General features: G+C 56.4%; 11 protein-coding genes. 9 read left to right on the top strand and 2 right to left on the bottom strand.

Features of this window, described 5'->3' with window-relative positions; genetic code table 11:
• Window positions 1–108: 108 nt before the first annotated feature.
• From IK012_RS07615 to mpaA, 7 genes are all read left to right on the top strand, one after another.
• Window positions 109–2148, top strand: coding sequence for a cell wall metabolism sensor histidine kinase WalK (locus IK012_RS07615; protein ID WP_290952681.1), 2040 nt, complete (start codon window positions 109–111; stop codon window positions 2146–2148).
• Between the two features lies 1 nt (window position 2149).
• On the top strand, window positions 2150–2854 hold the full coding sequence (locus tag IK012_RS07610) for a response regulator transcription factor (protein WP_173378573.1): 705 nt from the start codon (window positions 2150–2152) through the stop codon (window positions 2852–2854).
• 11 nt (window positions 2855–2865) lie between these two features.
• Window positions 2866–3591: a hypothetical protein gene (locus tag IK012_RS07605; protein WP_290952677.1), complete on the top strand. Its 726-nt coding sequence runs from the start codon at window positions 2866–2868 to the stop codon at window positions 3589–3591.
• A gap of 243 nt (window positions 3592–3834) precedes the next feature.
• On the top strand, window positions 3835–5397 hold the full coding sequence (locus IK012_RS07600; RefSeq protein ID WP_290952675.1) for a hypothetical protein: 1563 nt from the start codon (window positions 3835–3837) through the stop codon (window positions 5395–5397).
• Window positions 5398–5523: 126 nt separating this feature from the next.
• Entirely contained in the window at window positions 5524–7296 is a 1773-nt protein-coding gene (locus IK012_RS07595) for an ABC transporter substrate-binding protein (protein ID WP_290952672.1), read from the top strand.
• Window positions 7297–7491: 195 nt separating this feature from the next.
• A complete protein-coding gene (locus tag IK012_RS07590; RefSeq protein WP_290952669.1) occupies window positions 7492–8280 on the top strand; it encodes a CDP-alcohol phosphatidyltransferase family protein in 789 nt (262 codons plus the stop codon).
• A 36-nt stretch (window positions 8281–8316) separates the two neighbouring features.
• The gene (gene mpaA / locus IK012_RS07585; RefSeq protein WP_290952666.1) at window positions 8317–9012 is read left to right on the top strand and encodes a murein tripeptide amidase MpaA; all 696 of its coding nucleotides are present in this window, start codon (window positions 8317–8319) and stop codon (window positions 9010–9012) included.
• Here the strand turns inward: mpaA and IK012_RS07580 are convergent.
• Entirely contained in the window at window positions 9009–9683 is a 675-nt protein-coding gene (locus IK012_RS07580) for a M15 family metallopeptidase (protein WP_290952663.1), read from the bottom strand. The genes mpaA and IK012_RS07580 overlap by 4 nt on opposite strands.
• A complete protein-coding gene (gene ruvC / locus IK012_RS07575; RefSeq protein ID WP_290952661.1) occupies window positions 9680–10258 on the bottom strand; it encodes a crossover junction endodeoxyribonuclease RuvC in 579 nt (192 codons plus the stop codon). The genes IK012_RS07580 and ruvC overlap by 4 nt, the downstream gene beginning before the upstream one ends.
• 81 nt (window positions 10259–10339) lie before the next feature.
• On the opposite strand from ruvC, the gene IK012_RS07570 reads away from it, so the two are divergent.
• Both IK012_RS07570 and IK012_RS07565 read left to right on the top strand, forming a co-directional pair.
• On the top strand, window positions 10340–12220 hold the full coding sequence (locus IK012_RS07570) for a CHC2 zinc finger domain-containing protein (protein ID WP_290952659.1): 1881 nt from the start codon (window positions 10340–10342) through the stop codon (window positions 12218–12220).
• An 11-nt stretch (window positions 12221–12231) separates the two neighbouring features.
• The gene (locus IK012_RS07565) at window positions 12232–13428 is read left to right on the top strand and encodes a glycosyltransferase (RefSeq protein WP_173384070.1); all 1197 of its coding nucleotides are present in this window, start codon (window positions 12232–12234) and stop codon (window positions 13426–13428) included.
• Window positions 13429–13729: the final 301 nt, after the last annotated feature.

Here is a 13729-nt window from a genome sequence, read left to right as displayed (position 1 = left end):
ACAACCGGGCTCGCCCTTTCACTGGTAATGCTGCTCATGGCGAGCAGCGTCCTTGTGCTGCTGTTCCCAAGCATTTCGGCCAGTCTCCCCCTATAACGCGGGGTGACGATGCGCTTTTCCAAAGGCAACCTGATTCTCATCCTCGTGTTCGTAGGCGGCATCATCATGCCTACGGCCATCCTCTCGTTCCTCGGTTTCCGCAACATCCAGAACGAAATGTTCCTCGCCCAGAAGAACTTCGACGAGAACCAGGCCGCACTCCAGAAAGATATCGAAGACGCCATCGCCAGGGAACAAGAAAAGATTTACCAGGAGACGAAAGCAGCCTCGCTGTTCCTCTACGAACAACCGCGCAGCCTGCTCGAATTCGGTAACGCCGCCTCCTTCAAGGACGTCTCGGGCATCGAGGCCATTTTCCTGTACAACAACGGAAGCCTGGTCTACCCCGACATCTCGTCAAAGCACTTCTACAACACGCACGACTTTTCCGCAATCGTCGCGACTCCGCTCGAACAGAGGCTGTTCTATGCCGAACAGGATTCCGGCAATGTAGAAAGCTACATGCCGCGACTCATGAAGAGCGTTGCCCCCTTCGAGACCCGCAACGAGCAGGTGCTGAACATCCTCGGGCTCATACGTCTCTGCTACAAGGAAAAAAACTACAACGACGCGCTCAAGTGGCTTAAAGTTCTTGAAAGCCACCCGCACCTGCAGGGCTACCTCCATGCGGACATCACGCATTCCGTGAACCTGCTGCACTTCGAAATCCTCGTGAAGCAAAAGAAGCACGCCGAAGCCGAAGACTACAGCCTTTCCGTGCTGAACCAGTTCCTGCAGAGCGAAAGCATCGAGGACATTCCTTCCGCCAAGTTCTTTTTCGAGACGGCGTTCTCGCAAATCCTTTCGTTCGAGGACCTGTCCCAAGAGAAGCGCGAATCGTTCTGGAACCTGCGGGCCAACTTCAACCGCCAGCTCGGGTACATGGAGCTCCTTTCCAAGTACCGCAAGAATTTCGAAGAGCTCCTGGAAAACGAATTTTCGACAAAGGAAGGCATCGTCTACAAGAACGACGACGGCATTACCTTGTTCAAGATGGGTTACCCGTACCTTTCCGGAAACCAGATTGTCATCGCAAAAATAGACGAGGAGGCCTACCGCGCAAGGCTTCTCGAAAAGGTAAAGAATGTTTCCCAGCGCTGGAAAAACGTCCCGTACTCCATCGTGGACGAGCGTGATTCCGTCCTCGTTGGAAGCATTCCCGACAGTTCCAACGTGCTATCGCAATCCCGCATTTCCGAAGCGTTCGCATGGGAATTCTCGCTCTACGAAAAGGACATCAGCGAAATCCGCAAGGAATCCCGCCAAAGGATGTTCCTCATGTACGGGCTGTTGCTTTTCTCGCTCATCACGGTCATCTTCGGCTCGTTCTTCATGTTCCGCTTTATCGTACAGGAACGCAGGCTGCTCGCCATGAAGGCAAACTTCCTTTCGAGCGTATCGCACGAACTCAAGACCCCGCTCACTTCCATCAAGATGTTCGCCGAGATGATGGCCCGCGGGCGCGTCGCCAAGGTGGAGAAGGTCCAGGAATATTCCGGCCTCATCGGCAAGGAAGCGACAAGGCTCGAGAACCTCATCGGCGCCATCCTCAACTACACGCGCATGGAACACGGGACGGGCGCCTTCAAGTGGGAAAAGCTCGACTTTTCCGTGTGCGCGCGCAAGGTGTTCGACGCGGTCGAAGACATCGGTGTCGAAAAGGGATTGGAATTCCATACGCGATTCGAGCCGGGCGCCTACGTTATGGGCGACTACACGGCCCTCTACAGCCTCGCGCAGAACCTTATCGAAAACGCCATCAAGTACACGAACGCCCCCGGCGAAATCACCATCAGCGTGTACACCGAAGAGGACAGGACGGTATTTTCGGTGGCAGATACGGGAATCGGCATCGATTCTTCTGAACAAAAGAATATATTTAATGACTTCTACAGGGTGGGCGACGAAATGACCCGCAGTACGAAGGGCTCCGGACTCGGGCTTGCCATCGTGAAGAGGGTGGCGGAAACGCACAAGGCGACCATCTCGCTTTCGAGCAAACTCGGGAAGGGTTCAACATTTACGGTTAGATTCAAGAAGGTGGACTGATATGCAGCACAAAATACTCATTGTCGAAGACGAAGAAATCATCCGACTCGGGCTCCAGGATAACTTCGAACTCGAGAACTACATCGTCGAAACAGCCGCCGATGGTGAAGAAGCCGTCGCGAAGGCGGACTCGTTCCTTCCGCATCTGGTCATTCTCGACCTGATGATTCCGAAGAAGAGCGGGTTCGAAGTGTGCCGCATCATCCGCAAGAAGCACCCGGAATGCTTCATCATCATGCTCACGGCGAAAACCGAAGAGACGAGCAAGGTCGCAGGCCTCGAGATGGGCGCCGACGACTACGTCACCAAGCCGTTCTCCATCCTCGAACTGCTCGCCCGCGTGAAGGCCTTCCTCCGCCGTACCGAAACCGTCGTGGCGCCGGAACCCGTACAGAACCAGGACGCCATCGACTTCGCGGACATCCACCTGGATTTCAAGAAATACGAAGCGACGAAGAACGGCGAACCGCTCGAACTCTCGGCCCGCGAATTCCAGATCCTCAAGTACTTCTGGCAACACCGCGGCGAAGTCGTGCTGCGCGAAGACCTGCTCACCGACATCTGGGGCTACACCCCCGACAACATGCCTTCGACGCGCACCATCGACAACCACATCGTGAACCTCCGCAAAAAGCTCGAAGACGACCAGACCAACCCGAAGATCATCGTTTCCATCCGCGGAGCGGGCTACAAGTTCGACGCATAGGAATCCAGCGCATGTTCATCCGGCACCAAAACAAAAACGCGGCATCCGCATCGTGGAAGGCGAAATCAGTCCTCGCCCTCCTCTGCCTTTGCAGCATTTTTGCACATGCCGAAAAGATGAACTCGACCATCCAGGAAGCCATCTACGAATTCGAGATGAAGGGCGAGACGGCCAAGGCCACGCGCCTCCTCGAAAAGGTCACCACGCAAGGCGACCGCGAAGACAAGGAAAAAGCCTTCTTCTATCTGGGCAAAATCAAGGAACTCGCCGGCAACAACGCTTCCGCGAATTTCTACTACCAACAGAGCCTCAGCACGACAAAGGAAATCAACAAGGCGTACTGGCTGTCGGAACGAGAAGCGGCCACGGGCAACACGAACGAAGCCCTCATCAAGAAAAGAATCACCCTCCGCTCCCCCATCAGGAAGGTCTTCAAAGGTGAACCCTCTTACGTCCTACTCAACAGCAGCAGCATCAAGAAGGTCCTCGCCGACACCGTCATCAACGTACGCGCCGGCGTTCCCGAAAAGTCCGATATCTTGAACATCGACGCATCGGGTATCTGGTACCAGCCTTTCACCAGGGACAGCCTGTTCTACAAGCCCCACAACAGCAAGCAGCCTTCGAAAGCGTACGCAATCGCTGCGACAACCGAATTCTACTCCAGGGGGGACAACGCCATAGCCCAGAGCGGGCACACGCTCACCCTTCTCGACAGGAAGGGCATCGTCACGTAGCTGAAGGAGACGTACAACGGCTGCCATATCGAAGGCTACTACTCCACGACAGGGCACTATATACTGAACTGCACCGACAACGCCCTGCATTTCGTTTCCTCCGAAGACGGCAGCGAATCGTATACGATTTCGCATTTCGACGCCATCCAGAAAGTTATCATCGACGGGAAAGACATCCTGCTGCTTTCGGGCAACTACCTCTACTGCTACCAGCCCAAAATCAGCACAAGCCCGCGCTGGAAAATGCAGTTCAGCAACGCGGAAGAAATACTCTCGTTCAACGGTCGAATCGCCGTACTCGAAGCCTCAGGCAGGATATCCCTCCTCGAGAAGAAAACCGGCATGGTGGTAAACATCATCCGCAGTGACGCCATCGCCATGCACCCGCTCGCCCTCGGCACGCTCGGACTGTTCACCAACGAAGGCGACCTCATCGCGGTCGACACGCTGCTCCTTCCGCTCTGGCATTTCAATTTCGCGCGCCCCATCACGGCGCCGCCCATCCACACAGAAAACGGCATCTACCTCATTTTCGACGATTCGCACCTAGTAAGCATCGCCCCGCACTACTACGGAAAGAAGGCGCTGCATTCCGACCTGCTCGCCCTGAAGGCGTCCGCGATGGCGGAAGCCGGCGCATGGAAAGAAATCGCCCCGCTCCTCGACACGCTGCTCCGGCTGGAACCCGGCAACGCCGAAGCCTGGCTCTACAGGGCGCTCATGCTCGAGTCCACCGGCGGAAGCGAAAGAGAGCGCCAGAAGGCATGGAGCGAGGCGGTAAGGCTTTCCATCAGCACGCTCCGTTCGAGCAACGGCATTCTGAACCGCTACAGCAAGACCATCGGTGCAAAATTCGTAAGCCTCCTTTCCATATCGCCCAAGACGATGTACCCGCAGTTCTTCGGGCACCGGAAAAACATTTTCACGATCGACCCCGCGGCAGAAAAGCTCATCTGCATCAACGCCGACAACGGGGATATGCGCTGGACAAGGAACCTTCCCAAGATGACGGACAGCCCCGTCATGAGCAACGAGGAGAACACGCTCACGCTCGCCTCGGGATTCGCGCTCTACATCTACGACCTCGACAAGGAGGCCGAACCGCAGACGATTCAATTGCCGGGCAAGGCGTTCAATATCCAGCAGACTTCATCGGCCATCTACATCGCCACCTGGAACGGCTTCCTCCTGAAAATAACCAAGTCCGAAAACAGGCTCGCCTGGTCACGCAAGATTTTCTCGTCGCCGTTCCTGTTCACCCCCGGTGAATCCACCATTTACTCCGCGAGCCTGGAAGGCGAAATCAAGTATATCGTCGAGAATTCCGGCCAGCCGCTCGAATTCAGCCCGCGCCTCCAAGGCGGCATTTCGCACATCGTTCGCGCCGATTCCGCCATAGTGCTCGCCACCGACAACAACCGCATCTACCTCTACAGCGCAAGCAACATTTCGCGCGAACCGGCCCAGATTCTCATGGAATCTCCCATCGTTTCGCTCCAAACGGCCTCCACCCACGACGGCAACCGCATCCTGATAGGCCTTGCCGACCAGACCCTGATGCTCTACTCGCCCTCCGGAACCCCGCTGTGGAAGTACCAAGGGAAGAATTCCATCTTCATGAAGCCCTTTATTGCAGGATCGCTCGCGTGGATTGACCAGGGGAACGAAGTCATATCCATTTCACTCAAGGACGGCTCCGTTGTCAACCGCTTCAAAACGCCTGGAGGGGCAGGAACCCCGTTCATCATGAACAGGACACTTTATAGCGCCTCCTCGAAGCGTTTGCTCTACGGCTTTTCTTTGTGATTTCCATCACAATTTGAAAAATTTTACTTACAAATGTTTGAAATAACATTCGTTTATTCCATTTTAGAGTTACTGTAAAGAAAATTTAGTAGCAAAAAACATTCATTCTCACTAAATTTTAATGGTATGAGCATATTTGGTAAATTATTACGAACAAGTTTAACTTTCCCGCTAGTCTTTACTGCGGGGGTGTTCATTGCTTGCGAAGACGAATCTTCTGAAAAAACCGTCGCCGACAACTCCGAATACCCGCGTTCCGAGACTCTTTATATTGGTGGTTTCGACTGGGCTCCTCCATCGACGTTCAACCCGTTGGATTACGACCCGAATTTTCCCATCGACGGAAATGTCCGCCTGATGTATGAGACTCTTGTAACCTATAACCAAATTACGGACAAACTCGAACCCATGCTCGCGGATTCGTTTATCAAGACGGATTCCAGTATCACGGTTCATCTTGACGAAAAGGCAAAGTGGAACAACGGCACTCCGGTGACCGTCGATGACGTCATCTTCACGTTCCACGTCGATTCTATTCTTCCTACCCCGCGTCACGGAAACTGGCAGTACCTTTCCTCGGTCAAGGCCGACGGAAACAACAATATCGTCTTCAATTTCGCAAGCAACAACAGGAACCCGCTCATAATCCTGAATGCGATTGCGGAGACGTCTATCCTGCCGAAGGCGGTCTTCGAGCCCATCATCGCAGCGGCGCGCGAAGGCCAGACCTACAATTTCGCGAAGGTCATGGAATTCAAGAACGATTCCATGCCGGTCGTTTCCGGTCCGTACAATTTGAAGGCCTTCTCGCCCGACAAGATTGTACTCGAGAGGAACGACAACTACTGGGGCAACGCGAACCACGGGGGCAAGCAGCCCGCCCCGAAGTACATCATCCACTCACTGTACAACGGCAACAATCATTTCAATAGCGCAATGACAAAGGGATACCTCGACGTCTCGTCGATATTCCTCCCGCAGATCTGGAACAAGGCCAAGGACGGCATCCGCGCCTGGAGCCGCGAGGAACCCTACCACCTTCCGGGTTCCATCACGACGCTCATCATCAACCAGCAAGTCGAGCCGTTCACCGATCCCGCATTCCGCAGGGCGCTCGCGCATTCCGTGAATTTCGAGAAAATCAAGTCCAGGGCGAACTCCAACTACACGCCCGCCATCCAGGCCGGCTTTATCTTGCCGTTCGGCCCCGAAGCCCGCTTCTTCAACAAGGAAGATGCCGACAAGTACGGTTACACTTATAATACAGAGAAGGCGAAGGAAATCCTCACCGAAGCCGGTTACACCTGGAATGCCGATGGCAAGCTACTCGACAAGCAGGGCAACCCCGTCCGCCCCATCAGCATCGAATGCCCGCAGGGCTGGACCGACTGGGAAGACGCCATCAAGGTCATCGTGGAATCCTTCGGCGAAGTCGGCATCACCGCCGAACAGAACTTCGTGGACTACAGCGAATGGGACAAGAACCTGCGCCATTGCACATTCGACCTCGCCATGAAGACGCAGACTGCGGAACTTTCGGCAGCTACCCCGTGGACTCGCTTCGACCAGGTGATGGGAAGCGTCGCCCTCAAGCCTGTCGGCGAAGACGCCTTCTCGAACCAGGGCCGCTTCAAGAACGACGCCGCGAACCTGCTGCTCGCGAAGATTCCGACCATCACGTCCGAAGAAGAACTCACGAACGCCTACCGCGAACTGAACAAGATTTTCATGGAGACCATACCGGTACTTCCGGTCATGTACCGCCCCACGCAGTACTACCAGTTCTCCACCAAGCACTGGACCAACTTCCCCACCGAAGAGAACCCGTACGCGCCTCCGCAGCACCTGATCGTGGCAGCCGGCGTGAAGGCCTTGTGGGAAATCCAGCCGGTCAAGTAGCACCTGCGGTGCGGTTTATTTAGCTATTAGTCAATAGTTACTGGTCACTAGATTTTCAGGTATCAAGAATCATCTTGATACCTGTTATGTTAGCAACTCAGAACTCGGAACTAGTAACTATTTTCATCCATCCCGACCTCCTCCTGTAGCACAAAAAATCTATCTTTCCGATAGCACTTTATAGTGGAGATTTTTATGGGTAAGACTCGTTTTATTTTGCCGAATGCATTCACCAGTCTGAACTTTCTTCTGGGCGCATTTTCCATCTGCTGGACAACAGGAGCATTCACAGCAAAAGACCCTATCCTCATGGGTGCCTACTTCATCATCCTGAGCGTCCTCCTCGACAAGCTCGACGGTTTTGCCGCACGTCTCGTGAACGCCAGTTCGGAATTCGGTGCGCAGTTCGATAGCCTCGCCGACCTTATCGCGTTCGGCCTCGCCCCCGCGTTCAGCATCCTCTTCGCCTACAAGACCCTTTCGCCCTCCTTCTTCGAAGCGAACGTTCCCCTGATGGCGGTCGGATTCTCGGTCTACGTCCTCTGCGCCGCCATGCGCCTCGCCAAGTACAACGCCTGCGATGCGGACTGCTACCATCACCATTTCTCCGGCGTGCCCACGACCTTCGTCGGTGCAGCCAACGCCATCCTCGTCGTGTTCTTCAAGAACAAGGACGTCTTCGCCGACACCTCCAGCATTCTCATTTACCTGCCGGTCGTCGTCCTTCTCATTACGGGCTTCCTGATGGTATCCCCGCTGTTCCTCCCGAAGCTCCAGCCGCGCAAGAGCAAGGCTCTCAACCTTTTCCAGGCCGTACTCATCGTGTTGACCTACATCGCCGGTTTCATGTTCATCTCCGAAAAGATGATCATCCTGGAATACCTGCTCGTCCTCGGACTCGGCTACCTCATCATCGGTCTTGGACTCGGCCTCGTCCAGCGCAGCAAGATTATCGAAGAGGCAAAGGCCGAAAGCGAAAAGTAAACGCTTGGCGCCATAGAGAACAGTTCGGATTTTCGCATGTTCTCCGGAGTCCTTCACTTACCCTTCAAAGAATACGGGCGTTCCGCAACGGGATGTCCGCTTCGTTATATTCCCTGCGACGGTGACTGCCACCTGCTGGTCATCGCAGGCATCCATGGCGAAGAGCCCGAAACGACGTTCCTGCTGAGCCGCGCGCTCCGCCAGTGCGGATGCACGATGGAACATACCGCATTCGTGCTGTGTGCGAACCCCGACGGCATTACGCTCGGGACCCGCGGGAACGCGAACGGCGTCGACCTGAACCGCAACTTCCCGACATCGAACTGGAGCAGCGAGCCCGTACACGTGAGGTCCGTACTTGAAGCGGAGCGCGATACGGAACTTTCCCCGGGAAAGGCCGCCGGCAGCGAACCCGAGACGCAGGCGCTTGTCCGCCTGATAGAAGAACTCGCCCCGAAAGCGATCCTCTCGATGCACGCCCCCATCGGGTGTATCGACGCTCCCGAGAAGAGCACGCTGGTGCAGAGCCTGTGCGAAACGTTCCGCCTGCCGTGGAAGCCCGACATCGGATACCCGACGCCCGGGAGCCTCGGAACATGGTGCAAGGAAGGCCGCGCGGGCGGCTTGCAAAACAGACCGGAATGCGTTACGCTGGAACTGCCGCGCCTGTCGCCGGAAGCGCTGTTCGACAGGTACGGGCGCGATTTCGCGAAGTGGATCCGCTGCCTCTAGATAAAATACGGATAGATGTAGTCTTCCGCGAGCTGCGGGAGGTTGGCGAGGATGGCGTCCTTGCAGGCGATATCGCTCTTCTCGTATATGCTACGGAGCGTGTCCAGAGAAAAGCCTTCCAGCATTCTGCGCGACGTGGGCAGGTGCGCGATGTGCCAGCCCTCGGGCCTGATTTTTCCCCTGCCGGGAACGAACACGCGGTTGAAGCCGAACGATTCGCCCGACTCGAAAATCGCCGTCAAGAACTCGTGGAACTTCGCGAACATTCCCGTGCACTCGTCGGGCGTGAGCTGCACCTCGTAACCTTCGGGACACGCGTTCCCGTCGACCACGTCGATGTCGGTACCCAAGTGATGGCGGCTCGCACCGGGAAGGGCCGACCAGGTGAGAATCGCATGCATCAGTTCTTCTTCGTCCTGCGGGCGTTCCATGGGTTTGCCGGAATCATCGAGCAGTACAAGTTCACCGCGGGCCTTGCGGTTCCAGATAGACAACTGCTTTTCGAACGGGCGGTACGCAGACTCGAGCCGCAGGCTAAAGCCGTTCCGTTGCAGCAACTGCGAAAGTTTTTCCAGGTCGCCGCAAATGTCTTTACAAACAAAGTAATCATTCTGGTATTCGACCAGGTCCGGCGAACCGAGGCCATAGGGCAAAAGAATTTCTGCACTCACTGGATAGTCCCTCCCATCTTTTCGACAAGCGCCTTCCATTCCGAAACGCTGGCCTTTTTCTTGCGGTGGACAGGCTTCCCCGCACGGGCCACTAGCGCCGCCGAAAGCGGAGCCGGGTTCGCATGCGTCCACGCAATCGCGAGCGCATCGGATGCATCGAGCGGAAGGTCGGAATGCTCTATACCCAGCCGCGCGAACACCATGTTCGCCACCTGCTCCTTAGCCGCGCTTCCGTCGCCCGTGACCGCCTGCTTGACGATCTTAGGCGGGTATTCGCTGAACGACATCCCGCGGCGGCGGCATGCGACGAGGATGGCCCCGCGAATATGCCCGAGCACGAGGGCGCTCTTCGCGTTCTTCGCAAAGAACACGCCTTCCATGGCGAGCGCTTCAGGGCGGTACACATCGAGCCGCGCTTCCAGCTCGGTCACGATTTGCAACAGGCGGTCTTCGACCGGGAGGGTCGCCTTCGCATGGAATACGCCATATTCGAGCACATCCACCTTCCCTTTTTCCGCCTTCAGGAAGGCGTAGCCCGTCGTTATGGAGCCGGGGTCGATTCCGAGTATAATCATACCTTTCAAAATAGATAAATAGTTCTTCGCCATTATCCATTTGCCAAATTTCTTATTAGATTTTCCTTGAGAGAGGTTTTTATGGTCATCGATCAAGAACACGCCGGAATCATGCGCAAGAAGACTCACCCGAGACAGTTGGGTGTACCCCTGAGCCGTTGGGGAAGGAATCTAATTTCGTGCTGTCCGTTCCATTCGCCCGAAGAGACGTCGCTGTTCTTCTACGACGCGCTGGGCTACTGGCGTTACCGCTGCCTGCAGTGCGGGAGCGAAGGCGACCTCGTCGAATTCGTGATGAGGAGCCGTTTCAACGGTCTGGACGAGCAGTCCGCTCGCGCCGAGGCTACCGAGTTTTTAGGCACCCGTGAACAGGAACAGGAAGCGGATCCTGACGAACATCCTTGGATCAAGGAAATCGGCGGCGAGAAGTCGCGCGTCCTCGAGAACTTCGTGCGCTACTGCCACTGGGCCGCCTGCAAGAGCCCGTCCTCGGCGGAATTCTTGGAAAGCCGCGGCTGGAGCATCGGCCAGGCCCAGCTCTACGGTCTCGGCTACTACAGCGGCGACCCGGAGCCGTTCTACAGCTACTGCATGCTTTCGGGCATCGAGCGCCACCAGGTCGCATTCTACCTCGACAACCTCGAAGACTACCGCGAGCCGCGCATCACCATTCCGGCACGCAATTCCAAGGGGCTCATCCACTCCGTGTACGGACGCTCCATGGAAAACGACGAGGAGCACAACCCCTACATTTCTTATGCATCGGGCCCGGGCGACATCCCGTTCAACATCCAGCCCGATAACGACAAGCCCATCATCGTGGAAGGCATGTTCGACGCGCTTACCGCGGACCTCGCCGGCATTCCGGGCGTAGTCTCGACCATGTACCAGGAACTCACGATGAGCCACCTGTACAAGCTGAAGGCTTGCGGGGCCGACTCCGTGACCTTCATCCTCCGCAGGGAACCGAACCGCAGGGAGCAGGAATTCCGCATCCAGAAGTACCTGAAGATGGCGGAAACGCAGGGACTGAAATTCAAGTCCATCGTGCTGCCCGAAAACGAGACGCTCGACCTGATGCTGCGCAACTACGGCGCCGACCATCTGCTCAAGCTGATCGCCGAGACCGAAGAGGACACGATTCATACCCACCGCCGTTCCATGCTGCTCCAGGACATCAAGGAGAACTACGACACGGCAATGGGCTGCCCGCCCAACGAATGCGTGGGCTACCTCCTCAACACGTTCCCGCAGTTCACCCGAAAGATTGACGGCATCCAGTCCGGGCTCTTCTACGTCTCGTCGAACCCGTTCGGCCTCAAGACGTCGCTGCTTTCGAGCCTCGCGCTCGACCTCATCGAGAGCAACCCGAGCGTGAAGCTCATCTACATCGCCCTCGAAACACCGCGCCGCCAGATATTCGACAGGCTCGTTGCGATGCTCATCGGCAAGTCCGTTCTCGACGTCCGCAAGAAAAACGAAGACGAACAAGTAAACCAGAAGATTCTCGAAGCGACCCGCAAGATTATGGGATTCGTCCGCGACAACCGCCTGGAAATCTGGGAAGACCAACCCGCGTTCGACAACAAGGAACTGCTAGCCACGCTCAAGGAAGAACAGCGCGAACACCCCGACCTCATCGTGATGATCGACGGCATCGACCACTTCAAGGTCACCGACAGGCCCGACCTCGCCGACATCCACGAACGCCGTTCGTCGGTGATGCTCGACATCTACAAGGCACTCGACATCCCGCTGTTCCTGGGTGGCGAACTCGTCGACGAGCATGGGACCCTCATCGCGCCGCGCGCCTACCTGCGCGATTCCGACGCCATCTACTGGCTTGAAACCAGGGAAGAGGAGCATTACCTGACCGTAGATTCCAAGCGGCTCGGCAACAGCAGCCTCTACAAGGGATTGCTCGCCATCGATCCGGAATCGAACCGCATCTGCGAAGTCTGATGGGATACCCGATGGACGCAGAGAACAGGCGCAAGTTCACCATAGTCGACTTCAACAACTTCTGGAGCCCCTCGGGCGGCGGCGTACGCCGCTACCACCTGCAGAAGATGGCATTCTACGAACAGCAGAGCGACGTGCTCGAAGTGTTCGTGATGCCCGACTCGAAGACTTTTACCGAAGTACGCAGCGACGGCCTGATTGTCGAACACGTAGAAGCGTTCCGGTTCCCGGGCAACTGGGAATACCGCTTCATGTGGAAGCGCAAGCAGATTGCGCCCGTACTCGAAAAGTACAAGCCCGAAATTATCGAGGTGGGTTCGCCGTACATCTTGCCCACCGCCGTGCGCCACACCGCAAAGCGGGTCAGCCCCGAATCCAGGCTGGTCGCCTTCTGGCACGCGGACTTCCCCGTGACCTACGTGGGGCGCCCCGTGGCGCAGAAACTCGGTGCCGGAATCGGGAGGTTCGCCCGCAAGGAAGCCTTCTGGTACGCCCGCAAGGAATTCAAGGATTTCGACTGCATCGAAGCCTCCTCGAAAGAGGCGATGGCACGCCTGCGCAAGAACGGGCTGCCTAACCCGCAATGGATTCCGCTCGGCTGCGACATCAACATGTTCTCCCCCGCAAAGAGGGACGAAGCGCTCGTAAACGAGCTCAAGGCCGGGAATCCCGACCGCCTCGTCATATTCTTCCCGCACAGGCACTGCAACGAGAAGGGAATAGACCTCATTCTCGGCGCATATGACATCCTCGCAGAGAAACTGGGACACGAGCCCGCCATCGTATTCGCGGGTACAGGCCCGAGCCTCCCGCTGGTGCAGGAAGCGGCAAGCAAGCACGAGCACGTGCGCTACATCGGGTTCATCAATTCCATCGACGAGATGGCACGCTACTACGCAAGCGCCGACATCGGGCTCGCGCTTTCGGGCTGGGAGACCTTCGGGCTTTCCATTCTCGAGAGCATGGCCAGCGGGAACGCGCTCGTCGGGGCAGCCGCAGGCGCCGCATTCGAACACGTGACCGAATCGGGCGCAGGTACAATCCTGAGCGAACGCACGCCCCAAGCGCTGGCAGACGCCATCGCGGAACTCTACCGCACTGACATGCAGGGCATGAAGCAGAAAGCCCGCGCCTACGCCGAAAAGTTCAGCTGGAAGGACTGCTTCACCCGCCAGCTGGAACTCTACCGCAACATCGCGGCGAAATAACCCCGCCGTCTCCAAAACAAAAGCTCGCCGTACAACAGTACCGCGAGCCGATTTTTTTTGCAAAAAATAGCAACGCTCAAAACTCCAAGCCGAAGCCACGCGACGCCCAAAACGCCAAGCCGAAGCTAGAAGCGAGCAGAGCGAGGCCGCAGGACCGAACTAATTTCGTTCAGCGAATGGATTCAAAAACATTAAAACCGTAGTCAAAGTCAGAAACGAGCAGAACGACGCCGCAGGACCGAAGCCGTACAAATCGTACGGCGAATAGATTGAAAAAACGAAACTAAGCGACGCCTATAAT

This window comes from Fibrobacter sp. (genome assembly GCF_017551775.1).
In the GTDB taxonomy this organism is placed as follows: domain Bacteria; phylum Fibrobacterota; class Fibrobacteria; order Fibrobacterales; family Fibrobacteraceae; genus Fibrobacter.
Note: the sequence above shows the minus strand (reverse complement) of the source record. Positions and strands in the feature narration are given on the sequence as shown.